The organism is Paenibacillus sp. FSL H8-0317 (assembly GCF_045040685.1).
Classification (GTDB): Bacteria; Bacillota; Bacilli; order Paenibacillales; family Paenibacillaceae; genus Paenibacillus.
Genome location: NZ_CP150294.1, coordinates 741,874 through 768,018, shown reverse-complemented (window position 1 = coordinate 768,018; position 26,145 = coordinate 741,874). Strand labels below are relative to the sequence as shown.

Annotated in this window: 26 protein-coding genes and 1 riboswitch; of the genes, 8 read left to right on the top strand and 18 right to left on the bottom strand. The window is 48.3% G+C overall.

Annotated elements, in window-relative coordinates; all coding sequences use genetic code 11:
* The 4 genes from MHB43_RS03730 to MHB43_RS03715 form a co-directional block, all read right to left on the bottom strand.
* A complete protein-coding gene (locus tag MHB43_RS03730) occupies positions 1-564 on the bottom strand; it encodes a VanZ family protein (protein ID WP_405131361.1) in 564 nt (187 codons plus the stop codon).
* 28 nt (positions 565-592) lie between these two features.
* Complete coding sequence (locus tag MHB43_RS03725; RefSeq protein WP_405131360.1) at positions 593-1,456, bottom strand: D-alanyl-D-alanine carboxypeptidase family protein; 864 nt, start codon at positions 1,454-1,456, stop codon at positions 593-595.
* A gap of 99 nt (positions 1,457-1,555) precedes the next feature.
* The gene (locus MHB43_RS03720) at positions 1,556-2,644 is read right to left on the bottom strand and encodes an ATP-binding protein (RefSeq protein ID WP_405131359.1); all 1,089 of its coding nucleotides are present in this window, start codon (positions 2,642-2,644) and stop codon (positions 1,556-1,558) included.
* A complete protein-coding gene (locus MHB43_RS03715; protein ID WP_036668222.1) occupies positions 2,637-3,332 on the bottom strand; it encodes a response regulator transcription factor in 696 nt (231 codons plus the stop codon). Before MHB43_RS03715 ends, MHB43_RS03720 begins: the two co-directional genes overlap by 8 nt.
* An 84-nt stretch (positions 3,333-3,416) precedes the next feature.
* On the opposite strand from MHB43_RS03715, the gene MHB43_RS03710 reads away from it, so the two are divergent.
* The 4 genes from MHB43_RS03710 (at position 3,417) to MHB43_RS03695 (ending at position 6,760) form a co-directional block, all read left to right on the top strand.
* Positions 3,417-4,367: a YafY family protein gene (locus MHB43_RS03710; protein WP_221818686.1), complete on the top strand. Its 951-nt coding sequence runs from the start codon at positions 3,417-3,419 to the stop codon at positions 4,365-4,367.
* 73 nt (positions 4,368-4,440) lie between these two features.
* Complete coding sequence (locus MHB43_RS03705) at positions 4,441-5,262, top strand: zinc ribbon domain-containing protein (RefSeq protein WP_405131358.1); 822 nt, start codon at positions 4,441-4,443, stop codon at positions 5,260-5,262.
* A 466-nt stretch (positions 5,263-5,728) separates the two neighbouring features.
* Positions 5,729-5,896, top strand: a complete 168-nt coding sequence (locus MHB43_RS03700; RefSeq protein ID WP_017690769.1) for a hypothetical protein — start codon at positions 5,729-5,731, stop codon at positions 5,894-5,896.
* Positions 5,897-6,073: 177 nt separating this feature from the next.
* A complete protein-coding gene (locus MHB43_RS03695) occupies positions 6,074-6,760 on the top strand; it encodes a hypothetical protein (RefSeq protein WP_405131357.1) in 687 nt (228 codons plus the stop codon).
* A 383-nt stretch (positions 6,761-7,143) separates the two neighbouring features.
* On the opposite strand, the gene thiC is transcribed toward MHB43_RS03695, so the two are convergent.
* The gene (gene thiC / locus MHB43_RS03690) at positions 7,144-8,928 is read right to left on the bottom strand and encodes a phosphomethylpyrimidine synthase ThiC (RefSeq protein WP_405132386.1); all 1,785 of its coding nucleotides are present in this window, start codon (positions 8,926-8,928) and stop codon (positions 7,144-7,146) included.
* 425 nt (positions 8,929-9,353) lie between these two features.
* Positions 9,354-9,467, bottom strand: a riboswitch (TPP riboswitch).
* 148 nt (positions 9,468-9,615) lie between these two features.
* A complete protein-coding gene (locus MHB43_RS03685) occupies positions 9,616-10,359 on the bottom strand; it encodes an IclR family transcriptional regulator (RefSeq protein WP_221818682.1) in 744 nt (247 codons plus the stop codon).
* A gap of 359 nt (positions 10,360-10,718) precedes the next feature.
* Here MHB43_RS03685 and MHB43_RS03680 point away from each other — a divergent pair, with 359 nt between their 5' ends.
* Entirely contained in the window at positions 10,719-11,744 is a 1,026-nt protein-coding gene (locus MHB43_RS03680) for an alpha/beta hydrolase (RefSeq protein ID WP_237178465.1), read from the top strand.
* 153 nt (positions 11,745-11,897) lie between these two features.
* Entirely contained in the window at positions 11,898-13,178 is a 1,281-nt protein-coding gene (locus tag MHB43_RS03675) for a Fe-Mn family superoxide dismutase (RefSeq protein ID WP_405131356.1), read from the top strand.
* 148 nt (positions 13,179-13,326) lie between these two features.
* Here the strand turns inward: MHB43_RS03675 and MHB43_RS03670 are convergent, their stop codons facing one another.
* The 8 genes from MHB43_RS03670 to MHB43_RS03635 all read right to left on the bottom strand — a co-directional run bounded on the left by MHB43_RS03670 (position 13,327) and on the right by MHB43_RS03635 (position 20,379).
* Complete coding sequence (locus tag MHB43_RS03670) at positions 13,327-13,551, bottom strand: hypothetical protein (RefSeq protein ID WP_036614132.1); 225 nt, start codon at positions 13,549-13,551, stop codon at positions 13,327-13,329.
* A gap of 70 nt (positions 13,552-13,621) precedes the next feature.
* A complete protein-coding gene (locus MHB43_RS03665; protein ID WP_405131355.1) occupies positions 13,622-14,476 on the bottom strand; it encodes a biotin/lipoate A/B protein ligase family protein in 855 nt (284 codons plus the stop codon).
* 191 nt (positions 14,477-14,667) lie between these two features.
* Entirely contained in the window at positions 14,668-15,261 is a 594-nt protein-coding gene (gene folE, locus MHB43_RS03660) for a GTP cyclohydrolase I FolE (RefSeq protein ID WP_036668229.1), read from the bottom strand.
* 232 nt (positions 15,262-15,493) lie between these two features.
* Positions 15,494-15,757 carry a YneF family protein gene (locus tag MHB43_RS03655; protein WP_017690778.1) on the bottom strand — a complete coding sequence of 88 codons (264 nt, stop codon included), beginning with the start codon at positions 15,755-15,757 and terminating at the stop codon, positions 15,494-15,496.
* 166 nt (positions 15,758-15,923) lie between these two features.
* Positions 15,924-16,955 carry an HD-GYP domain-containing protein gene (locus tag MHB43_RS03650; RefSeq protein WP_017690779.1) on the bottom strand — a complete coding sequence of 344 codons (1,032 nt, stop codon included), beginning with the start codon at positions 16,953-16,955 and terminating at the stop codon, positions 15,924-15,926.
* Between the two features lie 15 nt (positions 16,956-16,970).
* Positions 16,971-18,851, bottom strand: a complete 1,881-nt coding sequence (queG, locus tag MHB43_RS03645; RefSeq protein WP_339181730.1) for a tRNA epoxyqueuosine(34) reductase QueG — start codon at positions 18,849-18,851, stop codon at positions 16,971-16,973.
* 171 nt (positions 18,852-19,022) lie between these two features.
* Entirely contained in the window at positions 19,023-19,607 is a 585-nt protein-coding gene (gene lepB / locus MHB43_RS03640; protein ID WP_405132385.1) for a signal peptidase I, read from the bottom strand.
* Positions 19,608-19,953: 346 nt separating this feature from the next.
* On the bottom strand, positions 19,954-20,379 hold the full coding sequence (locus MHB43_RS03635) for a GNAT family N-acetyltransferase (RefSeq protein ID WP_017690782.1): 426 nt from the start codon (positions 20,377-20,379) through the stop codon (positions 19,954-19,956).
* Between the two features lie 420 nt (positions 20,380-20,799).
* Between MHB43_RS03635 and MHB43_RS03630 the strand changes: the two genes are divergently transcribed.
* Positions 20,800-21,411, top strand: a complete 612-nt coding sequence (locus tag MHB43_RS03630; protein ID WP_150364015.1) for a superoxide dismutase — start codon at positions 20,800-20,802, stop codon at positions 21,409-21,411.
* A 265-nt stretch (positions 21,412-21,676) separates the two neighbouring features.
* Here MHB43_RS03630 and mutY read toward each other — a convergent pair whose 3' ends face one another.
* The gene (mutY, locus tag MHB43_RS03625) at positions 21,677-23,044 is read right to left on the bottom strand and encodes an A/G-specific adenine glycosylase (RefSeq protein WP_405131354.1); all 1,368 of its coding nucleotides are present in this window, start codon (positions 23,042-23,044) and stop codon (positions 21,677-21,679) included.
* Between the two features lie 29 nt (positions 23,045-23,073).
* On the bottom strand, positions 23,074-23,472 hold the full coding sequence (gene acpS, locus MHB43_RS03620) for a holo-ACP synthase (RefSeq protein ID WP_076216711.1): 399 nt from the start codon (positions 23,470-23,472) through the stop codon (positions 23,074-23,076).
* Positions 23,473-23,722: 250 nt separating this feature from the next.
* On the opposite strand from acpS, the gene MHB43_RS03615 reads away from it, so the two are divergent.
* Positions 23,723-24,538, top strand: coding sequence for an alpha/beta hydrolase family protein (locus tag MHB43_RS03615; RefSeq protein WP_405131353.1), 816 nt, complete (start codon positions 23,723-23,725; stop codon positions 24,536-24,538).
* Between the two features lie 160 nt (positions 24,539-24,698).
* Here the strand turns inward: MHB43_RS03615 and nadE are convergent, their stop codons facing one another.
* Both nadE and MHB43_RS03605 read right to left on the bottom strand, forming a co-directional pair.
* Positions 24,699-25,508 carry an ammonia-dependent NAD(+) synthetase gene (nadE, locus tag MHB43_RS03610; RefSeq protein WP_405131352.1) on the bottom strand — a complete coding sequence of 270 codons (810 nt, stop codon included), beginning with the start codon at positions 25,506-25,508 and terminating at the stop codon, positions 24,699-24,701.
* A gap of 139 nt (positions 25,509-25,647) precedes the next feature.
* Positions 25,648-26,082: a BrxA/BrxB family bacilliredoxin gene (locus MHB43_RS03605; protein WP_405131351.1), complete on the bottom strand. Its 435-nt coding sequence runs from the start codon at positions 26,080-26,082 to the stop codon at positions 25,648-25,650.
* Positions 26,083-26,145 lie beyond the last annotated feature (63 nt).

Sequence of the window (26,145 nt, the reverse complement as noted above, 5' to 3'; positions counted from 1 at the left end):
TTACACGTGACTTTCCTTAGAATTTAACTTTTTCGTCGTCATGCGGGATTCTCCTCCCACCAACACCTTTTTCAGACCCAGAGCCATAGTGAAAACAATATATCCAATGAAGCCGCCGAGTGTATTAAGCATCAGATCATCCACATCAAATATGCCCATGCCCGTCAATAATTGTGTCACTTCATAGCCCAGACTGAGCAGTAGGGCCAGCAGGAACACCTTCACTCCAGGCGAGAATAACTTGTTGCCTGTCAACAGAGGAATGAAGATGCCCAGCGGGATAAAAGCCAGTATATTGCCTACCAGATGGATTGCGGTTCCAGGACGATGTAACGACAGACTGTTCCAGTCTCGTGAGATTTCCTGAAATGGTATCAGGTTGACGGTTCGCGTATGGATCAGATCCGGTTGTTGCAAGAACGCCATCAGTCGAACCTTCACGATGCCAAAATCGACCGGGCTTCCTTTGAACAGGATCAGCTTAGTCAGCAGATATAAATAGATAATGAAAACGGCAATCCAAAGGATATAATGTTTGCTTTTCTTCTGGTTGTTGTGCTTCATGTTGTTTCGCCTCCCTTGTGTTGCCCTGTTATTTCTTTACGGTGACGATGACGCCATCCATGTTATCACCCGATATTTCAGTTTGGCCTTGCTCAGGTATGTAAACGGTTGTGTCTCGGGTGGCTCGATAATAGCGGATGTGATACTCATCTTCCTCTACTTCCACAGTAATATTCTCTTTCTCTTTAAGCATATCGAGATACTCTTCCAGCACCAGATTATTCTTATACATGACAGCACTGTGCGGCAGCCCTACATATCGAAAGTGCCATGGTTCATACTGAATACCCGTGATGCGCACTTTATCCTTTGGGTAACGTAAAATAAATCCGTATTTCCATGCATTCTTCTCCAGCCATGCACCCTCTGGTGCTTCATTCATCGCAGCCAGACTGGAGCCAATATCCAGGGATAACCCAAGATTGTGCTCACTGTGACCCGCAGGAAGTGCATAGTCTGAACCCTTTTCCCGATATAACTCGTCCTGCTTCGTAAAATCCCGGTATCCGCTGCTGACGAGAAAATATCTGACTCCCTCTTCGCCTGCTGCTTCAACCATCCTCTGAAATTCCTGCGCCACCTGCCGTGATAACATGATTTTCTGATCCAGTATTCCATATCCACGAAGCAGATCATCCTCATGTGCCACATATACAATATCAGATTTAACCCCTTCCGGGTGAACGGGGTATTGCTTATCCACCAGTAACAAGTTGCCCTTATGTACCTGATCCTGAATGTTTCCGGTGACGGATACGGTGTAACCTGCGGGATTCTCACGCGTATTCTGAATCTCGATGGGCAACTCATCCTTCTGCTGAATCCATCCCGGTGATTGCGTAACGATATATCCGATCAAAATGATACATATCAAAAAGCCCCACTTTTTCATGCTTGCTCCTCCTTTTACCTCATACATCAAGGATAGACAACACAAGTTAAAGAAAAAGCAGGGCAATTTTAAAGTTTTTCTTAAATTTGATATCAGACCTCATTGAAATACGGGCAAACGAACTTCGAACTGCGTCCGTACCACGTCGCTCTGGGCCGAAATTGTACCGTCATGCTGCTCCACAATATTGCGAGCGATAAATAGGCCGAGGCCTGTCCCACCCTCCTGAGGAGTCCGAGCACGATCTCCGGTGTAATACATATCGAAGATATGTGGCAATTCCTCCGGACGAATATGTCCACCATAGTTAATTACCTGAATGATGACCTGTTCTGCATCCCGATATCCATTAATATCTACGTACATACCATCCTTGCCATGCCGTGCAGCGTTAATCAGCAGGTTCTCGAACACACGAGCCAGCAGCTCGCCATCACCGGAGACCGTAAGGTCAGTGTCTATTTTTAGTCGGGCGACTAGTTGGTTCTTTTCAAATACAGGATAGAGTTCTTCGTTCATCTGCTTCAGCAGTTCGCTAAGATCCAGCCGTGTCTTGTTTATAGGCAGCATGCCATAATTCATGCGGGTAATTTCGAACAAATCATCAATCAGCTTCTCCAGACGCTGTGATTTGGTGAATGCAATCGACGTAAAGTGCCGTACCTGCTCCTCCGTTAGCTGATCATCCTTCATGAGCAGATCCAAATATCCAAGCACAGACGTCAGTGGTGTTCGCAGGTCATGTGCCAGATTGACAACAAGCTGGTCCTTACTATTTTCAGCAAAATCCCCACGTTCCACCGCTTCCCTTAACTTCTCACTTGCCAGGTTCACATCCTCCGCAATCGTACCTAACTCGTCCTTCGAGGAGATCTGCACACGATGCTGAAAGTCGCCATTGGCCAAATGTCTGATCCCTGTAGAAATGTCCTTGAAATACGTCGCGTAAGGCTTGGTAAACCAGAAGAAAAACAGAATAGCCAGTGGGATAAATAAAATCAGGAAGAAATAAATATCTCCGATACTTTTCATAAAATGACGATATTCAGCGAGCTGATCTTCTGCACGGACACCCGAATAATAGGCTTGCATAAGCTTATAAATCCCATAGGTAATTGCGCCAGAGGCAAGCATGCTTAACCCTAACAACATAATCATGGTTGTACGAAAACTTCTACGTTTAGTCATTAAACGTGTACCCCACACCCCAGATCGTTTTGATAAACTTGTTCTTGTTCACATCTTCTCCCAGCTTTTTACGCAGGGTCCGAATATGGACCATCACGGTATTCCCACTCTCGTAATAGGCTTCTCCCCATACCTGTTCAAAAATGCTTTCTGCACTGAACACCTGCTTGGGGTGGCTCGCGAGCAGATACAAAATGTCGAACTCCTTCGGTGTTAGTTCCACTGGTTTGCCGTAGAGTGTAACGCGATGTTGATCTGGCGTGATGATGAGCCCACCCTTCTCCAGAATGGACCTCTGAACAGGCGCAGACTGGCTGAATTGCAGAGAACGACGCAACTGAGAGTTGACCCGGGCAACAAGTTCCATCGGATTAAACGGTTTGGTCATATAATCGTCCGCGCCCATCACGAGTCCCGTAATTTTGTCCATATCTGACGTTTTGGCACTAAGAAAAATGATCGGTAAATGATGCTGCTCCCGAATTTTACGGGTCACCTCATACCCATCCATGCCGGGCATCATAATGTCCAGAATCGCCAAATCTATCGCCTGGGTCTGAACAGCTTGAACCGCCGCCTTCCCGTCAAAGGCCTTGATAGTGTGATATCCTTCTTTTTGTAGATGTAAAGCAACCAGATCAGCGATCTCAACTTCATCGTCTGCGATCAGAATCGTAATTCGCTTCATTGCTTATTCCACTCCTATGTGTGATGCTCAACAATATAACATATTTGAATCCAACAGATAAACCAATGAAAGGAATCCATACATATGAAACTGGAGCGTTTATTAGCCATCGTAGTGCTGCTAATCAATCGTGGACGGGTACAAGCTAAAGACTTGGCAGATATGTTCGAAGTATCGATCCGGACCATCTATCGGGATATCGATACATTGGGTCAAGCAGGCATCCCGGTGGTGACGTATCAGGGGGCAAGCGGCGGGATTGGTCTGGCAGAAGGCTACCGGCTGGATCGAAACGTATTAACAGACAAGGATCTCGCCTCTATCGTCACTGCACTGCGCAGTGTATCCACTTCCCATGCTAATGCGGCGCGAGAGCTTCTGGTCGAAAAACTCAGCAGTATCGTACCTGAATCCAAAAATGACGATTTTCAGGCCAATACCAATCGATTCATCGTGGATTATTCAACCTGGACGCATCCAGAAGCGCTGAAAATCAAGCTTGAACTTATCGAACAGGGTATGGATCAATTACGACCCGTAACCTTTACCTACTGCAGTGCGGAAGGTATCCAAACTCACCGAACTGCCGACCCTCATACCATCGTACTCAAGAAACATTCCTGGTATCTGTATGCTTTTTGCCACGAGCGGAATCAATTTCGCATGTTCAAGCTTGTGCGTATGCAAGATGTCACGCTTGCTAATGAGCAATTCGAGCGTAAAGTCATCAACCCACAGGACAGACCCTGGCAACAGGAATGGAGCCGTCCGGACAATCAAGCCAGGTTAACCTTGAAATTCCATCCTCGCGTCCGTCATATTGCGGAAGAATGGTTTGGGATCGAGAACGTCATGCCTGATGGGACTGGGTATTATATTAGCCAAGTTGCTTTTCCCGAGGATGGCTGGTTATATGGGTTCATCCTGGGCTTCGGCGCGGACGTTGAAGTATTGGAACCTCAGCATATTCGAGACGAGATCTGCCGTATCGCGGAGCAAATTGTACAAAATTATATCTCCCCGACTCAAACCTGACAGACAGCTGTCCAGTTCCTCCCCTTATACTTCAGATATATTCAATCTGTACATATATGAGGAGGAACTAATCATGAACGTCACTGTATGTCAAAGCTGCGGCATGCCGCTCACAACCCCTGCCCAATTCGGAACGGAAGCAGATGGAAGCACAACCCGTGAGTACTGTATTTATTGTTACAAAGAGGGCAAGTTTGAGCAGCCCGGTATGTCACTTGAAGGCATGACCGAGATGTGCACTGCTATTCTGAAGGACGAAGGCATGGATGAGGAATCCGCTCGTTCGATGCTGCGTAACCAGCTTCCTTTTTTGAAACGTTGGCGCACGAATACAACGGATCAACATGCTCAATCTCTTGCGGAAAACTCTACTACTGCTTCTGCTAACCCTGGTCAGGTAACAACAGATCATTCGTTCTCTGCCCAGCCCGTTCGTTATGTCACGCTCCCAGGCAAACGTCTTGCTGGCGTATCCGCCCGCACAACCAACGCCATTGAGATCAGTGGCAAAGGCTGTATTCAGGGACTCTGGAACAATTATTTTGCCTCAGATCACCTCCCTGCACCTGAAGCCGCCCGCTATGGCTGTTACACGGATTACTCCGATGGCATAACCGGTGAATACACCATACTGGTAGGGCATGAGGTCAGTCCGAACGAATCATTGCCTGAAGGATTGGACGACATTTTACTCCCTCCTGCAACTTACGCCGTATTCACTTCCAGAAAAGGACCGATGGCAGAGGTTGTTGGCGAAGCTTGGGGAGCCGTGTGGGCATGGGAGAAACAAAGCGATCGTACGTTCACCGGGGATTTTGAATTGTATGATGAACGCAGCCTGAATCCCGAAAGTGTACAAGTAGATATATACATCGCTATTCGTCAAAATAGATAAAACCAACACAATGCCACCTCATACAGGATCAAAGTTTCCTCGCATCCTTCTTCATATTACGCAAGCTGCCGGGTTCGCTCGGCAGTCTTTTTGTTATATCCGGAACTACATTACCACCTAAACAACCCGACCATGGTACCAAGTTAGTTAGCATGCTTTGCATCATTTAACCAGACAATATGCCTCATAAGCGGGTACCATTGACTTCCTTAAAATTGGGACTATTCACATAACAACCGATTCGATCCTCCCATATCAAACCTCTCATATCAGGTTCTTTACTCCTGAATTTTCCTAAAACCGTTTACATCTCCTTAAAACCGGGTAAAATCACTACAATCCAATTGGATTTATATTCTAAAATCATTTATTTCGTCTAACAAGTCATATGTACCTATATGTGCAGCTGGCAACATAACCAGTCGAAATACATAATTTAAAAAAATGCATTAAAGGAGGAACCAAGATGATCCGCATGCCTATTCAGCAAATGATCCCGTACCACCACCAATATCCGCGCAACACGGCGACCACTGCTCCTAAAAAGGAGAATGAGAACACTCAAGGTCTATCCTTTCATGAAATTCTGCAGCAAAAAATGGCGAAGAAAAATGCTTCTCCTTCCCTTAGATAAAATGGACACCGGACCCTATTCGAATCCGGTTATCGACCGTCTTTTCACGGCTTGGCGGAAGGGCGGTTATTGGCGTTGAGCAATAAACAACTGTACAGTCCTCAGTCATGTTTCTATAATGGTTTAAATATCTACAAGATCCATGACATATACGAACTGTAAAAGGGGACTTAGCACATGATCACCATTGGTTGTTTTCACGCTCATTATTCCAACATCGCCTTAATTGAAGAGACGCTTGCTCCTTATGAAGTTGAATTGGTCCATTACGTCGATCCAGGTCTGGACCGTCTTAAACATGACGCTGACTTTTCCGAGATCGTCATTCACCAGAAAGTAGCCCAGACGCTCCAATGGATCGCCGAGTGTCATGCCGATGCCATTCTGGTCACATGTACCCTCTTCGCGACAGTACTGGAGCAGGAAGCCACACAGGTCCCTGTGCCTGTGATCGGCATAGATGATCCGTTATTGCAGGAGATGCGGCGAGTACCAGGAGATTACATAATAGCATTCACCAACCCGGCAACTATTGAAGGAACGATGGCACGGGTGAATCAGGCATTACAGCAAGAGGATGAGAATGGGCAACTACACGTTGCCAAGACATCTCAGACGGATGCGGTGTGCATCCCTGGGACATTTGAGTTGATTATGCGTGGAGATCAGCAAGGGTATCTCGAAGCAGTACGTGAAGGATTACAGCAGATTGCTGAGCATTATCCGGGTAAAACGGTAGTGGCAGCCCAACTGTCTATGGCTCCCGCTGCTGCACAGGTTACAATAGATCGCGGTATTCCAATCCATAGCCCGCTGGCATTGCTTGCGGCGTATTTGGAGAAGAATATAGGCGTGGCTCGATAATAGTAGCGGATTTGGAGTGAAGTAACAGGTTCTATCTGAACTATGCAACTATGAACTCACTTACTTAGTAACACCACAAATTAACGAGGTGAACTAATATGCGTTTCCTCTATATTGTTTTACTGTTTATAGTAGGTTTTTCCTGTTCCGCATTTCTATACGGAGGATCACCAAAACTCAGTGACGCTCTTTTATTCGTTATCGCAGGAATTCTGTATAAAATATGGACCACACACAGTCACAAAGCTAATTCTGATAAAGGCTGAGTACGGTTAAGAATACACACATGACATAACACTAAAAAAAGCCGTTCTTCTCTGCAATGACAGAGAGAAACGGCTTTATCTCTATTTCAGACTGCCCAGCTTGCGCTGTATCAGCGCCTAGGAACGTGTCCGATATTCCTCGGCCTTTTCCTGCATCCCGGCAGCTACAGCCTCATTCTCGGACAATCCTTTATCCGCGGCAAAGGCCCGAATGTCCTGCGTGATGCGCATGCTACAGAACTTTGGTCCGCACATCGAGCAGAAATGAGCTTCTTTGGCCCCTTCTGCCGGCAGTGTCTCATCATGGTAGGACAGCGCACGTTCAGGGTCCAGTGACAGGTTAAACTGGTCACGCCAGCGGAACTCGAAACGTGCCTTGGATAATGCGTCATCGCGGCGCTGGGCACGCGGATGTCCCTTCGCCAGATCGGCAGCGTGGGCCGCGATCTTGTAGGCGATGACCCCTTCCCGCACATCATCCTTGTTGGGCAGGCCCAAATGTTCTTTTGGCGTAACATAACAGAGCATGGACGTGCCAAACCAGCCAATCATGGCCGCACCAATGGCGGATGTGATGTGATCGTAACCCGGGGCAATGTCGGTCGTCAGCGGCCCCAGCGTATAGAACGGTGCTTCTTTACAGATCTCCATCTGCAAGTCCACATTCTCCTTGATCTTATGCATCGGCACATGCCCTGGACCTTCGATCATCACCTGCACATCATGCTTCCATGCGATCTGCGTCAGTTCCCCGAGCGTAGCCAGTTCCGCCATCTGTGCTTCATCGTTGGCATCGTAGATACTGCCTGGACGAAGCCCATCTCCCAGTGAAAATGCCACATCATACCTTTTCATAATCTCGCAGATTTCTTCAAAATGAGTGTACAAAAAATTCTCCTGATGATGCGCAAGGCACCATGCTGCCATAATGGACCCACCGCGAGACACAATGCCTGTCATCCGCTTGGCCGTCATCGGGATATATCGCAACAGTACACCTGCATGAATCGTAAAGTAGTCCACGCCCTGCTCTGCCTGCTCAATGAGTGTGTCACGGTACAACTCCCAGGTCAGCGCTTCCGCTTCGCCATTCACCTTCTCCAGCGCCTGATACAGCGGTACCGTACCAATCGGCACAGGTGAATTGCGGATAATCCATTCCCGGGTGGTATGAATGTTTTTGCCTGTGGACAGATCCATTACGGTATCCGATCCCCAGCGTACCGCCCAGGCCATCTTCTCGACCTCTTCCTCGATGGAAGAAGATACAGCAGAGTTGCCAATGTTGGCATTGATCTTCACATGAAAATGACGACCGATCAACATCGGCTCACTCTCCGGGTGATTGATGTTAGACGGCAGGATGGCCCGTCCACTCGCCAGCTCCTGCCGTACAAATTCCGGTTCCACGCCCTCACGAATGGCGGCAAACTCCATCTCTGCCGTAATGACTCCTTGCCTCGCGTAGTGCATCTGGGTCACACAGCGTCCTGGCTGTGCCCGCATTGGTTTGCCACGTAATCCGGGGTACTCTTCGCCGCCAGCTCTCTTCCCTCCGGGCTTCAGTCCGTTATCCTCCGGTTTAACCGTACGGCCCTGATAAGCTTCCACATCGCCGCGCTCTGTGATCCAACGGGTGCGCAGGGATGGCAGACCTGCACGGATATCCGCATGAAATGCGGGATCGGTCATGGGGCCGCTCGTATCGTAGACACGCAGCGGTTCGTTATGCTCCACCCCTTGGGGAGTATTCGTGTCATGAAGGGCTATCTCACGCTCCGGTACAGCAATGTCCGGCCGTGAGCCCTGAATGTAGACTTTGCGGCTGCCCGGAAAGGGCTGAACCCGTCCGGCCGCGCTTGTTTCCTTTTCCACCTGCTGACCGTTATGTTCCTGTTCCATCGCTTGTTGTCCCGTTTGATTTCCTGCACTCATGTCGCTTGTCTCCTCCTCATTGTTCGTTCGCTTGGTTTTGGGTTGGCATCATCATTAGCTCGCTTACGTACCTGTCCCAAATCATGCGCAATGCAGAGAAGAAAGAGCGATCCTACACCAGACCAGGGGAGACATTATTTATGTACAGTTCACAACAGGCCGAAGGCTGCCGCAGATCATGGATCTTTGGTGACTTCTCTCTCATCATCCAAACCCACTTTCGCAGGTTATTGAAAAAGAAGCCCATAGAATCCTCGCTATATCGCCTGTTCACTGTATATAAAAAAGCCGGTCCCCGAAGGAACCGACTTTTAATGTCCATCACCAATAATGCACCTTTATGCGGCTCCTTAACGGAGCCCTACAAGGGTCACATCATGTGGTGGTTGTGGTCATATCGCCGATTACTTCCCTACGCTGGTATGATCCAGATCAGGTGCAAAGGGTCCGGAATCTCATGCGATTCCGTCTCAGTCCGGACAGTTCGGACTCCCCCAGTAACGTTAACAAGTTGCGGCATACACATGCCGCAGTTCATATTCAATGATGCTGGCCCCGCTGGGCCGTCCATAACAGAGTAGCGCAACCGGAACATAAAAACAACCTTTATATTCCAGAACACCAACTCAATTGGAGAAAAACCTTACCTCAACATCAGGATAACATGAGCCCCATCTGCGTAGCAGCTTCCTTTAGCACAGGTGCGTATTCATGCAATGTCTCCTGTGAGAGTCGGCTGACAGGCCCTGAGACCGAGAGTGCGGCTGCAATATTGCCTCTGCGATCCATAATCGGTACCGATACCGCGGCAGCTCCCGGCTCACGTTCCTCATAACTCGTCGCATATCCGTTATCCCGAATGTCTACCATTTGCGCCAAATACACCGCTGGATCGATAAATACCGGCCATTCAGGACCATTCATCAATTCTTCACGATCCTCGTCCGTGGCAAACGCCATCAGGACTTTGCTGGAAGCGCCCACAGACAGCGGCAGTCTAACACCAACGGGAGCAACTCGGCGAATCGCCTGATCACTTTGCACAGCCTGAATCCGAATCCGTTCACTGCCATCACGCAGGTACAGACTCACGGTCTCCCCCAATCGATCCCTCAGTCGCTCCATCGCAGGCAGCAGCAGAATAGCGGGATCATCACTGCGGGACATATGAGCTGACAGCTCCCAGATTCGGATGCCAAGTCGGTACTTCTCTGTTGCTGCATCGCGAATTACGAACCCTCGATCCTCCAGCGTAGCCATCAAACGGTGAACTGTACTTTTGTGCAGGCCGATCTGGCTGGCAATTTCGGTGAGTCCCAGATCACTGCGTGTGGTAAAACATAATAATATATCCAGCGCCCGCTCCACAGCCCGGACGGTTAACTTGCGATCTTCCATGGCATAATGCCCTCCTCATGTTTCATCACATGAAACTTGGTTACATAAATTATATGAGAAACGGTCTCATCTGTAAACCAAAAAGAGCCAAAATCGAAATAGGCCAACGTGCAAATTTTTCCTTTTTATAAGACTTAATCCCCTGTAATTTACACACTAAGGTAATGTTACCCATATATCTTAAGAACTATATAACAATTGCGTAACAAATGCCCTCAATCAATTGACTTTGACTATATTGGAACATACGATAAAGATATATTACATTAAGATATCGCTCTGAAGCAGGCTCTGAAATCGACGCAATTCTCTTTACATGTCGTTGTTATCTTCAACTGAACTTCAAAGGAGGGGCATTCATGTATCCAACATCCCAGAGCGAAGCCCCGCTGCAAACAAAAGTGTCCGATCTGCCCTCTTCCCTATCACCGAGGCTGATTCGGTTCAAACATATTATCGTAGCGTTGCTGCTCTCCGTTGTATTTTTTCTACTGTTTTGTTTTATTGCACTGCATGGTTACATCGCATGGGTATTATCCAATCCAACGGTAGCGCCGGTCTTCTCCAATCCAATGCAGGCCAAGAACATGAAGTACGAAGACATCACGTTCCCGGCAGCAGATGGCAGCCGGACGATGCAGGGATGGTATATACCTGCTGACAATGCTGCAAGCAAAACGATTATTTTCAGTCACGGCTATGGTGCCAATCGTGAAGAAACATGGGTACCCATGTATGACCTGGCACACTATGCCCATCAACTTGGGTTCAACGTGGTCATGTTCGATTATGGCTTCGCCTCGCAGGTGAACAAAGCCGTAGCCACAGGTGGCAAAGCTGAGTCACAGCAATTGCTGGGTGCCATCCAGTTCGCCAAGCAGCGAGGTGCGCAGGAACTGGTTGTCTGGGGTTTCTCCATGGGTGCCGGTACGGCGCTTCAAACCGGACTGATTACCCAGGAAGTGGATGCGATGATTCTGGACAGTACGTTCCTGCTTGAGCCGGATACGCTGTACCACAACATTCATAACCAGATCGATCTCCCGCGTCAGCCTACACTCGAGATCATGAATCTGTTATTCCCTGTTCTGAATGGTACCGGATTACAACAGATTCCATACCAGGAAGTGAAAAAGGAAGATTATCCGTTCCCGATTTTCTTCATCCATGGCACAGAGGACGAGAAGGCGCCTTATCCAATTGCGGAGCAACTCGCCGCCAACCAGACCAATCCGTACTCCGATGAATGGATTGTCCAGGATGCGCATCATGAGTTGATCTTCCGGGAGCATCCAAAGGAATATCTGCGCCGTGTCTCAACTTTCCTGAGTCATGTAACGAAAACAAGCAGTGACGATGTACAGAACACGAATAGTGGAGAATAACCAAATTCCAATCATCCGATTTTTTTCCAGAGCCCTCAGGGGCTCTTTTTTTTTGCACTCATAGGACAACAAGCTCGCGGAATATACTCTTGGGACGCATGAACAGACGGTCTGCATGCAATGAATTTCATCTGAAGGAGGTTCAAAATAAAGATGAACTGGTATGGATATGGTCACCTGCTGCCTCTGCGGACATTGGAGGAAATCCGTTTCTGGAAAGAGCAGGAGAAAGAACATACACTCGTCATTCATGCCCTGGTTCCTGATCTGGAGCCCCCATACGTCAAGCTACTGGAGGAATGGGAGGTTACCTTTGCAAACAGTGAGCGAGTAGCCAATCAGCTTTTAAAACAACTATTGCCTGGAACCCATCCGCCTGCTCCCTACATGGTTCGTTGTATCGATCAACTTGTGTTGGCAGCTCGGCAGCAATCGAGAGAGTTCATCAAACAGCTATACGTTCTTCTGGAGCAAAGTGCTGCTGTGCAAGCTGTTCCGCTTGCCAAAGTACTCATTCTGCATTTTATCCGCGAGTCGGAGTATTTTCTGGGCGTATTGGATACACTTGGCCAACCTGGCATCTTGCGCGAAACGGATTCGGAGCCATCACTTTTTCTGGAAAATGCGCTGCATACGTCAGGGCCAGGAAGCATCCATCGCCAAGCTTCAGAAGCTCCAACTTCTCCGGAGGGGAATGTAAATGCACCTGCCGCATCAGCTCAGATCCAATCCGCAACCGTTCAACCGCCTTCTACCGGAACAACTCAAGCCACACCCAGCTCTACAGCACCTCCTGTAAAAGAAAAGCCGGTTCCCATTGGAGGACACACACTGCCTCCCCTTCCCTATGCGTACAATGCGCTGGAGCCACATATTGATGAGCTGACGATGCGTATCCATCATGACAAACACCATCAATCTTATGTGGACGGACTAAATGTAGCAGAGAAGAAGCTGGCGGAATCGCGAAAAAAGAATAACTTTGAACTCATCAAACATTGGGAACGTGAACTCGCCTTCAACGGGGCAGGCCACTACCTGCATACGATCTTCTGGACAATTATGAACCCTGCTGGCGGCGGTAAACCTTCCGGTATGCTGGCGGAGCAAATCAAGCGGGATTTCGGAAGTTATGAAGCGTTTAAGAATCAGTTCACGGAAGCCGCGAACAAGGTGGAAGGCAGTGGCTGGGCGATGCTTGTGTGGAGCCCGAGAGCACATCGTTTGGAGATTTTGCAGGCGGAAAAACACCAGAACCTGTCCCAGTCCGATATCGTACCGCTCCTGCCACTGGATGTGTGGGAACATGCCTACTATCTGAAACATCAGAATGAACGCAAAAAGTATATCGAGGATTGGTGGAATGTGGTCTACTGGCCCGCTGTTGCCGAGCGTTACGAAACGGCACGCAAGTTATTGTGGCCGCCTTATTAAGCTTGGGGTCAGATGGATTAGAGAAAAAAGAGATATCTCCAGCCGAATGACTGAACGATATCTCTTTTTGGTGTAAACAAAAAAGCAAGTCTCCTGTAAAAAGAGACTTGCTTATATTTTGAGAGACTTCCTATTTCTAAATGTTCACTTAAGAAGCACAGCCCTCGCACGCCACATAGTTGTCGCCAACCTGTTTGCTAATGGAGATCAGATCGCCCAGCTTGATATCAGACTCATCTGTAAACTCCAGATCGGCTATACGTGCAACGATCAGTGCAGCAGCCTCTTCCTTGCTTGTTGCCATTTGGCTGAACTCGGATTTTTCGCCTGTTGATACAACCTCATATAAATACGTATATCTCAATGTGTCCATCCTAACACTCTCCTTCCGAAATCACATCATATCATCTCTATTAACCAATTCCAAGCCCTAGTAAAAAGTGTTAATCGTAGCGCAGCTTCATCTGCTCAGCTGTCAGGCGTACTTCTTCAGAGCCAACGCTAAGCACCCTGCTGGTCTCCGCCTGTGGATAGCGATCTCGCAGTGTTCGAACCAAAGCCGCAGTATATGCCGCAGCCGAAGGTACACCTGCCAATTCTTTCAGACTTGCCATCGTGCCAGGCTGAACATCGGGATATCCTTCACTCGCCCCACCTGCTGCATGCTGATAGAATTGTCGCACATCTGCTGCCAATTGATCACCCTGACCGTCCACGATGATAAATGCAGTAATTATATACGCTTTTGCCTGCCTGCGCTGGGCAATACCACAGAATTTCAGCCCACCTACACTGACATCATAATCTCCCGGGCAAAAAGCACCCTGAACCTCGCCTGTCTGCGCCTGATTCGACCACGGCGTTAGCGACTCGGCAATAATCGAAGCCATCTTCCGGAAATCATCATGAATATTGATGGCATGTCCGGGATTAGGCAGAATCAGTGACACATTAACTACCCCTGGATTCAAGGGTACTGCCGCTCCACCGGAAGGCCGAACACAGACCGCTGTCCCTTGGCTTCTTATCCGTTCCATCGCTTCTACAGCCTGTGGCAACCTGCGGTCACGCAGACCCGCTACAAAGGCATCTGGGTGCCTCCATATATGTGCAACAGGCAGATGCCCTGCCCCAACCCGCCTGCACATAACTTCTTCCCAAGCAAAGGCTTCGAGTACACTACTACCTTGTCGCATGAGTGGTGTCTCCCAGATTTGCAGACGCAATGCAGCCTGTTGATCTGCCTGTAGTCCCTTTTCCGGCTGAACCGGTTGATCTGAATGGGAAGGTACACTCATCGTTCCATTACCTCCGGCTTAACGAATTCATATGTATTCAGTATACAGGAATGACAATGTCATATGTAAATAAGCCGGTTCCCCAGGGAACACGGCTTATTCATATCATATCCTATGGCCTAGAAACTGCTGCTTCCAAAACCAAAGGAACTTACTCATCCGGCTTGTCCAGCGAGTGGACATACCTGATCTTAATCTTTCACCAAAGACAAGAACTCCGCACGTTGTGCCGGATTCTCACGGAAAGAACCACGTACAGCAGACGTTACCGTCTTGCTTCCCGGTTTCTTCACGCCGCGGGAACACATGCACAAGTGCTCGCCTTCCACGACGACCATAACTCCATGAGGTTCAACGGCCTCTGTCAGAATGTCAGCGATCTGTGAAGTAATACGTTCCTGAACTTGAAGGCGACGTGTTACTGCTTCGACCAGCCGAGCCATTTTGCTCAGACCAACGATCTTGCCACTTGGTACATAGCCAATGTGTACCTTGCCGAAGAACGGCGCCATATGGTGCTCACACTGACTGTAGTAGACAATATCCTTGACGATAACCAGTTCTTCGTGATTCTCGTCAAACGTGACACCGAGCACATCGCGCGGGTCTACTTCATATCCACCAAAAATTTCTTCATACATCCGGGTCACACGTGCAGGCGTTTCAAGCAGCCCTTCACGTGTACTATCTTCTCCGATCAATTTCAGGATCTGCTCTACATGATACTCGATCTTTTCCCGATTGTCGGATACTTTTGAATTCAAATAATCTTTAACGCCAGCCACTGCCAAACGCCTCCTTTCGAACCACTACTGTAAGAGGTTGTTCAAAAAGTCCGCTTTTGATTACGAAGGATGCCTAGCGGCATCATCAACGTCGAATATGAAATTCAGCCGAAATGTCCGTTGCTCACGTAGTTCACTACGCTCCGCTACTCCATTTCTAGCTTCATCCCATCTTCTCGGTACTGAAAACCCAACTTTTTGAACACGCACTTTAAGCAGTTATTCCCTGCTATTATTTTCGGCGGCCCGAACTTTTACGCGCAGGATGCTGTTGCGGCTGAGGCATTTTCGCTCCTGGCTGCTGATTCTTCATCATCTGCTGGGCACGCTGCATTTGCTTGCCATTCAGGTTGTAGCCCATTTGCTTCGCCATTTTCTGAAGCATGTCCGGATTGCTTTGCATTTTCTCAAGTTGTTTACGCAAGTAGAACACCCCGATGAAAAATCCCCCGACCAGACCAACAATCAATGTAATAATCGGTATAACAATATCCATCTCTTAGACACCTCTGTATGCATTCTAAAAAGCCTGATAATCCGTGTAAACTTCATGATGTTCGACACATATGTTGCAAGCCTGACACAGACCGGATTTCCTGAAAGTATCATAGCATTTCCGCACGCCGTGAGCAAACGGATTTTCCAGTTGAACCGCACACAAGCTACGTCATGACAGCTTCAATGAAAACGGTTGTATGCTGAGCCAGATCGATTTCAACCACATCCAGAGAATAACGCGTACTTCCGCGCGCCACCCTGATTACAGGTCTGCCGGGCAATCCCCGATGTTGACGCACAATGACTCCAGTCTCTTTGGTGGACAGTCGTACCGCTGTACCATTGGGATACACGGATACACTCTTGTTGAACTCAATCAGAATGTCCCGATCCAGCTTTGTACCAGACAACGCCATCATCTCTTCACAGGCCTCATGTGGCATCAAACTGTCCTTGGATAAACCATTAATGAGATTATCATAGATATTAGCCACACTAACGATTCTCGCAAACAGATGAATGTCACTCCCCTTGATCCCTCTCGGCATGCCTGTACCATCTACATGCTCATGATGTTGCAGGGCTGTATGAGCGACCAACAGACTGAACTCCCGTTTGTTCTTAATCACTTCGAATCCACGCCATGTATGGTGCAGCGAAGAATTCGCAGCAGAGCCACTGCCCGGTGGTTCCCCCACTTTGCCTATATCATGCAATAATGCCCCCACAGCAAGGTCCTTCAGTTGATTATAATTGAGTCCCATATTCAGTCCGATGACCGAAGACAACAAACATACATTCATCGCATGAACATACTGTGCATTGTCTTTGGTACGAATATCGGTGAGCTGCACAAGCATTTCACGCCCGTTCAGTACATCATTCAGCAACTTCTCTATACTGAGGGCAACCTTTCTCGGACTCCAGTCTTTCCCGGATCGAATGGATTCGAGTGTGACACTCATTTCGTTAATTATTGCCCGTTTCGTGGTTTCATCCAGAATGTCTTCTGCATCCACATCTTTATACGCTTCATCCTGGATGTATAACATGGTCACGCCAATACGCTTCAGCGTATTGACCATGTATACGGTGAGCTGGACTCCGGCAGACAGCAGTACCGTGCCGTTACTGGAATATACCGTCTTGCCCAGAAGCTCCCCCGCTTCCACGCTCTCCACGTTTACATACTTCATGAACGTCCCCCGCTCTTACGATAGCTGCTCCAATGCGAGCAATTGCTCCTTGGTTTGCAGACCGCCTACATAACCCACCAGGGTACCGTCTTTACCACTGATACGGTGACAGGGAATAATAATCGGAATCGGATTCTTGCTAATGGCGTCCAGAACTGCACGAACAGCCTTGGGTCTGCCGATGATTTCCGCAACCTGTTGGTGTGATGAGGCCTCTCCATAAGATATATCGGACAGAACTTGCCATACTTGTAGCTGGAATGGTGTTCCAAGCCGATCAAGCTGCAAGTCGAACGTTTTTCTCTCCCCTGCAAAATACTCCTTTAACTGCTTTGCAGCTTCGCTGAGCTTCTCTTCATTCTTCTCATATCGATACTCGCCAATCCAGATGCGGGCCCATTGTTGCAGATGAGCTTCGCGCACGTGGAAGGCGCCAAAATCAATGTGACACAGTCCTTCATCCGTCGCGCATAACGTAAGAGTACCAATCGGTGTCAGTATCTCATCGTAGTATACGGGCTTGCCATGAAGACCCGTAACGGCTGAAGGTTTCCACGCTGCGGCTTCCGGTTTGGCAGGTTGTGCAGACTGCTCACTACCCGGTTCAATCCCGGCTTCCATTTTCAAATCCTGTTGTAACGCACGTAAGGCCTTGTTCTCGTTATTCTGTTCCTCTTGCTGCTTCTCACTCACTTGCCCAGCCTGTGGCTGTTTGGGTAAGGTCTCGGACGAACTCAGTCGCTCCTCGGCCTTCTGCAGCATGCTTAGTACGTTCCCATCTTGTTCGTTAGCGGCAGCTTCCCCAATTGCTCTCATGGCGTCTTCTCCTCCAATTCTGCTTAACGCCCAAGCTGCGGTTCCCCGCAACTCGGGGCGCGGATCACGTTTTAGTACTTCTGTAAGTTTGGGTACAGCACTTTTGTCTTTGAAATTGCCCAGGGCAATAACGGCGTTGCGTTGAATCGGCTTCTTGCCCCGCCAAGCGGCGGAACTCTGACCGAAACGTTCCTTGAATTCCCGGTTACCAATGTCCAGTAGCGGCAGCAGGAGTGGCTTCACAATCTCCGGATCGGGATGAAACTCAGGATGGTGATCCCAGTTCTTGCCCCGGTTCTTCGGACAGACAATCTGACACGTGTCACAACCGTACAGACGGTTGCCTATTTTCAGCATAAATTCTTCATCCACGAACCCTTTCGTCTGGGTTACAAAAGAAATACAACGCTGTGCATTCAACTGCCCAGGCCCCACCAATGCTCCTGTAGGACAGGCATCGATACATTTTGTACATTCACCGCAGTCTTCGGTCACAGGTGTGTCTGGTTGAAAAGGAATATTCGTTACCAGTTCTCCGAGAAAAATCCATGAACCGAATTTGGGTGATATAATCGCACAGTTTTTGGCGCTAAAACCAATCCCCGCACGCTGGGACACCGCACGATCCACCAGTGCTCCGGTGTCTACCATGCTTTCGATCATGGCCTCAGGTACACGTTCACGTATAAAGTTCACCAGCTTGTCCATCGCTGCACGCAGGACCTGATGATAATCCTGGCCCCAAGCCGAACGGGCAAAAATACCCCGATATGCACCAGGCTCCGATTTCGGCGGATTTACCATTTTGGATGGGTATGCCACAGCTATTGCGATCAGTGAAGCGGGTTCGCCATCTTTTAAGGCAGGGTGCACCCTTTTTTCAATATCCGGCTCTTCAAAACCTGAAGCATACCCCTTATCCCGCGACTGCTCCAGCAGCGACTTCAGGGAAACAAAGGGATCAGCCGAAGCAAATCCGATATCATCAATGCCCAGTCCGGGGCCAGCTGCCTTGATCTCCTGTTTTAACTTCTCCCATACGGAGGCATCCTGTGCTGCCCCGGTCTGTACGCTCGTCATTTCTCTTCCCTCTCTTCTTCCGACACTTATTCCGTAAATAGTGAACGCCCGCCTCACGGTAAGAGGACAGGCGCTAATTTCTATATATGCCTTACATACTTGAATTCAAACGGAACGAGTCTATATGGTTTAACGCAAAATGCAGTCTGAAGTTGTTGTCCTGTCAGCATTTTACAATTTCTTCAATTCAGAAAACGGCCAGAAAATAAATTCAGCCTTGCCTACAATCTGATCGGATGTAATACTGCCAAACACTCGGCTATCCTTACTTTTGCCTTCATGACGATTATCCCCCATCACGAAGAAATGATCCGGCTCCAGTGTGATTGGACCAAAATCCGGGTCCTGCACCTCAATATCGGTGTACGTTTCCGCTTGTTGCTCGCCGTTCACATATAGATGGTGATCCCTAACTTCAATTGTATCTCCCGGAAGTCCAACGATCCGTTTCACCAGAAAATCTTTCTTCTCTACACCTTCACTTGGATCACGAAGTACGATCACATCTGATCGGGAAGGAGTACCCAGATGGTATACAATTTTGTTGACGAAAAGGCGATCTCGCTCAACCAGTGTCGGCTGCATGGACTGTCCCTTGACCATCGACAGATTGAACACAAAGAGGTTCAGCAGCATCATAATTACAAAAGCAACAACAATCGTTTTGACCCAGTCCCACAGCTCGACAACCCAGGATTTCCCCGGTAGTTCAGGCTTTGAAGGTTCATTACGTTGCTCGGAAGTCACATGTTCCATTGAATGATTATTGGAATTCAAAGGGACACCTCATTTATTAAATAGTTAAATTAAACTTGTAACCTGGTGACCATACTCCCTTTCAGTCTACTTCATTTGGGAGAGTGAAACAATTGGTTATGAGCACCAATACCCTGGTTAGCGTGAATACAGCCGGGATAGTCGTGGTGATTTAAATAAAATTCGGAGATTTTGAAGCATGTTCATAAAATGAGGAAATCAGAGGAATATGACGCGAAGAACACTCATATAAATAGAAAGGCACATCCCTCACGTTCTTACACGTTAAAGAGATATGCCTAATATGAAATGAAAATCTTTTTTTATTTCTTTTTAAACATGCAAACTAAGCTTTGGACAAAATACTAAGAGTCTGGAAAGCGCTCATAATCTGATTGGCACCGTAACCCATTGCTTCATATAGAGGCATGGCTACTTTGTTGTGCTCATCACCCGCCACCCATACTTGGCTGACTTTACGCTGCTGGAACCGCTGTTCCATAGCCTCAACAAGTGTTTTGCCGACTCCACGGCGACGATAGTCTGGATGAACCGCAATACGGTAGATACAACCCTGGTTGTGATCAATTGTACCGATCAAAGCGCCTACGAGGTCTCCCTCTTCTTCCGCAACCATGATCAGGTCAGAATCCCATGACAATTGACGGGCAAACGGGCCCATCGTGTTCTCATAACACTCTTCCGATAGTGCAACCTGGAGAAGCTCCGTCATCTGGCTTGCATCACTCAACTGAAAGGAACGAACGTGCATGTCTTAAATCTCCCTTTTCGTTAGCTTAGATGAGGTTTTTTATAAAAAGGGAATCCCTTTTTACCAAAAACCCAATGTTCATATAATGACAAAAAACGAGAAAATACCGCTTCTTCGTCAATTAAACCATACTTTTCTCCATAAAACACGCATTTTCTTTTGAAAGCGCTTAATTGTAACCGTTTACATAATAATATTAAACTTTACATCCATTTTAACGCCCGAAAACACATAAATAGTTGCATAAAGGGTAAAATATGTTTGTTATCTCTGGCCCATCATTAGATCAACGCCTCGGGGGACTTAATAAACAAAAATGTTGCTTAATTAGCCCGAATGCGGTTTAATAATAGTGGCAAGGGTATTATTACATATGTACCTGTTTTCAAAAAAACCTAAAATCTCAGGAGGTATTTCATTATGGCTTTTCAATTACCGGCACTTCCTTACGCTAACGACGCACTGGAACCACATATCGATGCACAAACGATGGAAATCCACCACGATCGCCATCACAATACTTATGTAACCAACTTGAACGCAGCTCTGGAAAGTGCTCCTGAACTGCAAGAAAAAAGTTTGGAAGATCTGATTGCTAACCTTGACAGCGTACCTGAAGGCATCCGCACAGCGGTTCGCAACAATGGTGGTGGACATGCTAACCACAGCCTGTTCTGGGAAATCATCGGACCTAACGGCGGCGGCGCTCCTACAGGCGATATCGCAGCAGCAATCGATAGCGAACTGGGTGGCTTTGATAAATTCAAAGAAGATTTCGCTAAAGCAGCTACAACTCGCTTCGGTTCCGGCTGGGCTTGGCTCGTAGTTGGCAAAGATGGCAAGTTGTCCATCACTAGCACACCTAACCAAGACAGCCCTCTCTTCGAAGGTCTGACTCCGGTTCTGGGTCTGGATGTATGGGAGCACGCTTACTACCTGAAATATCAAAACAAACGTCCTGATTACATCGGTGCTTTCTGGAATGTAATCAACTGGGATGAAGTGAACAAACGTTACGCTTCTGCAAAATAAGACTGTTAGTATGCAACAGTTAACATAAAAGAGAGCCTGATTCGGTCGTCGTGACCGTGATCAGGCTCTCTTTTTGCTACCACTATAGTTATAGTAATGGGTGGTTTGTTTCTAACGAACCCAGGACATGCTATCGCTCCATATTTCATCGTATCGCGAAACTAACGAATCTCAGAGTAGCTATTTCCCCAAATACGGGCTTTGATGCGCAATTTTGGGTTGATTTGGTTATGATAACGTCACTCAGGTTCGTTAGCTCCCCCATTTAATCATTCACTTGATCATAAGCTCCCGCAAAATAACTGCTGATCAGCTTCAGAAATATATTCGGGAATGCCATCTTATCCATATCTTCCGGACCGATCCAGCGGTAGGTCAAGCCATCGCCTTTACCTGTCAGTGTCGTAGTACTCAGTGCTAGGTCACTAACGTCAGATGATGACATCAACATCTCTCCATCGTTAAGCGATGTTGAGATGTTCTGCGCATGAGGCGTGCCTGGCTCCGATGAATGCGTTGTGTCTGACTCAGGTGACACAGCTAATGATGAGGCTGTGCCCTCCCTTGTTGCCGCCTGTGCATCGTAGGCGGCTCTGGCTTCCGCTGCGATCAGCGGAAGCTCACTGCTCTGGTCCTGCTCGGTACACTTGTACACTTGCAGGCTCCAGACAATGTGGCTGAACACATGCTCCGCATGGGTAGCCAGCCCTTCCGGGCGGGCAGCGAAGCCTTCCGCCCACAGACTGCCGGCCAGCAATGCCATGGCCGGCTCATCCGCCAGCGGCGCCGCCTTCTTGCTGGCTGCGGCGGGCGCCGCGAGCACATGCGGCAGCTCCCACATGCGGGCCAATAGGCCCGTGTCTGGGCGCTGGCGCACAAGCACTTGGCCGCGATGAGCACCGCGGCCCTCCACAATCGCGACCAGCCGCTGCTCAGGGCGCGGCGGCTTCGCTTTGGTCTTCACCGGCAGTGTAAGCTCTCTTCCGGCAATACGGCCGGAACATTGCTCCATGACCGGGCAAGTCAGGCAGTGCGGCGCTTTGGGTGTACACACCAACGCGCCAAGCTCCATCAGCGCCTGATTGAAATCACGCGCCCGCCCTTCCGGAATGAGCTCTCCTGCGAGCTCTTCCATCAACACCCGGGTGCTGCCCTTCATAATGTCCTCATCGATGAGGAAGTATCGGGACAGTACCCGCATGACATTGCCATCTACCGCAGGCTGCGGCTGGTTGAAGGCAATGCTGAGAATGGCCCCGGCAGTATACGGGCCCACCCCTTTTAATGCAAAGACAGCCGGCTTGTCCTGAGGCATCTCTCCTCCGTGCAGCTCCATGACTTGTCTCGCGGCGGCCTGAAGATTACGTGCACGGGAGTAATAACCGAGTCCCTCCCAATTTTTCAACACATCCTCTTCGGGTGCTTCCGCCAATGCCTGCACAGTCGGGAAATTCCCGATAAAACGATTGAAATACGGAATTACCGTATCGACCCGAGTCTGCTGAAGCATAATCTCGGATACCCATGTGAAATACGGATTGTTGTGACGACGCCACGGCAAATCCCGTCGGTTGATCATATACCAGTCCAGCAAATTCACGCTGAAATGTTGTTTCTGTTCCTGTAAACCCATATTTCCGTCCTCTCCTATTGCCAAGCTAACTACTTTTCCATCTGCTCCACGATCGCAAAGGCCGCTGCCAATTCCGTCTGATGTGTAATACTCAAATGAATGTCATATTGCTTATCATATGGCAGCTGCAGACGTTCCCAGGCTTGACTGGACAGCGAGGCCACTGGACGTCCTGTCCCATCCGGGAGCACCTCAATGTCAGTGAAGCCCATGACGCCACCAATACCGCAGCCAAATGCCTTAGACACCGCTTCTTTCGCTGCAAATCGACCGGATACAAACTCCGTCATCCGCTTCCCTCGACGAACCGCAATCTCCCGCTCTGCTGGTGTTAAAATTCGTTTCAGAAAAGCTTCCGCATGGCGACCGGACAATAGCTTGCGCATACGTCCAATCTCCAGCACATCATTACCAATGCCATATATCATCAACGCTTCACCCGCTTAATCTTTTATACTGTAAGAGGTTATTCAAAAAGTCCCATCTTCTCGGTACTAAAAACCGCTCTTTTTGAACCTTCATTGTAAAAGATCTCCATTCAATCACATGATCCGTAATTCTCCGAACACGTATTCTATTGTAGCAGGAGGGGCGATCAGAAGCGAGTACCTATCCGCATTACCATATATGCTAAAATATGAATCAGGAATCGTCTGAAATTCTTAGGAGGTCTGAATCATGCCCATAACTTTTGAATTGCCCACTGACGTAGATGCGATCATTCGCGGAGACTTTTTTCCTGCACAACAATCCGCTCAAGGTGTCATCATTCTGTCTCACGGATACAAAGGCTTCAAAGACTGGGGCATGTTCCCCTATGCAGCTTCACAACTAAGCCAGACGCATCATGTGCTAACCTTTAATTTCTCTCACAACGGTATCGGCGAATATCTGGAGCAATTCTCTGAACTTGAAAAGTTCGCAGTGAATACCTACAGCCGGGAGCTTGCCGATCTGGCCCTGGTACTGGAGCATGTAGCTACACAACCTGAACTCGCTGGACTTCCTGTATATCTGGTTGGTCATAGCCGCGGTGCGGGCGTAAGTCTCGTCTATGCACTGGATCATCCCGAACAGGTGGCAGGTGTCATCTCCTGGAATGGTATAACCAACCTGGATCTTTTTACAGCGGAGCAAAAAGAAGAAATGCGTACACATGGCAGCAGCCATGTCGTAAACGGACGAACAGGCCAGCAGATGCCACTGGACGTGGCTATTCTGGAAGACCTGGACAAGCATAGCGAACGTTACGCTGTCATTGATCGCTTGGCTTCTTCCTCTGTGCGCGTAGCACTGATTCAGGGAACAGCAGATGGTCAACGTCTGAGAGACGGTTCTGCCGCACTGGTTCAAGCCCGCCCTGATATCCCATGGCACCAGATTCCTGATGGGAATCATACCTTTAATACCGTACATCCATTTAAAGAAACCACTCCGCAACTGGAGCAAGTCATCACCCTAACCCTGCAACAAATCAAAGACTGGAATAGCTAACTCATCTTTAAGATAGTAATCACCTGGATTTCTGCGGTTTCTCGTTCCACATAACAAAAAGAGTCACTGCGTGAGCAGTGACTCTTTTTGCATTCCCTAAAGGGACGTTATTTCAATGTTGGTGTTAACAGCTTATAACCAGCATGCTTTTCCACCCGTATTAGATACCAGGAATGGCATTGCGTTTGTGATGTGTGCGCTTGTAGAACGCTTCGAGGCGCTCTTGTGCAGCCGGATCGATCTGTTTGCCTTCGAGATAGTCACTGTTCGCTTCATACGAAATTCCCAGCTCATCTTCGTCCGTCTGACCTTCCCACAGTCCTGCCGATGGTGCTTTGTCCAAAATAGCCTGTGGCACATTCAGATATGCTGCCAGCTGGCGTACCTGACGTTTGTTCAGAGTGCTCAGTGGTGTGATATCCACAGCACCGTCGCCCCATTTGGTATAGAAACCCGTGATGGCTTCGGACGCATGATCCGTACCTACAACGAGCAGGTTCTCTTCAAACGAAAGCGCATATTGCATAACCATACGAGTTCTCGCCTTGACATTACCTTTGCCTTGGTGAGTCATATGGCGTGGGCTTCCCAAGGATTTGAAACCTTGCTCCACTTCCAGCGCAATCTCGTTAACTGCATCTTCGATATTGGTTTCCACGACATGCTTCAGATCGTATGCTTTGGCTACAGCGTAGCTGTGGTCGATATCGGATTGTTCACCATAAGGTTGGAACACACCAAGCGTTTTGTACTCTTGGTTGTTCTCTTGCGTAAGCTCGTCCGTCGCTTTTTTGCAAAGCGCCGTAGCCACTGCACTGTCAATACCGCCGCTGATCGCAATCAGCAAACCCTTGGCACCCGCATTTTTCACATACGTCTTCAGATAATCAACACGCTTGCGTACTTCCTCTTCTTCATTAATGCTTGGTTTAACCTTCAATTCAGCGATGATCTGTTGTTGCAAACTCATCGTTCACACACCCCGTTTCTAAATGAATGAAATTTGATGTCCAGCTTTAAAGGTCCGAATGGTTCAATAACCTTATCTATCCAAAATGAAACGCCCCGGCATCGGTGATCCGAAGGGCGGGGCGTTCTATTGGAGCGAATTAACGGCAGTAACGGTCAAATGCACTTTTGAGATCAGCCGCAATATCCTCTGCAGAACGGTCTTCCACTTGATGACGCTCGATAAAGTGAACGAGTTCGCCGTCTTTCATCAGAGCGATGGACGGTGAAGATGGAGGATACGGTGCAAAGAATTCACGTGCTTTTGCAGTTGCTTCTTTGTCCTGACCAGCAAATACAGTGTACAGGTGATCCGGTGTAATATCGTGCTGCAGTGCTTGGGACACACCTGGGCGACATTGACCTGCGGCACATCCGCATACAGAGTTAATGACTACCAGCGCTGTTCCTTTTGAATCAGGAAGACTTGCTTCCACTTCTTCAGGAGTACGCAACTCCTGGATTCCTAGACGAGTTAAATCATCCCGCATCGGTTGAACCATATCTTTCATGTATTGATCAAATGACATCGACATTCGGTTTCACTCCTTATAAATGGTTGTTCTATGATCTCGATAAAATTAAAGGCCAATAAACTC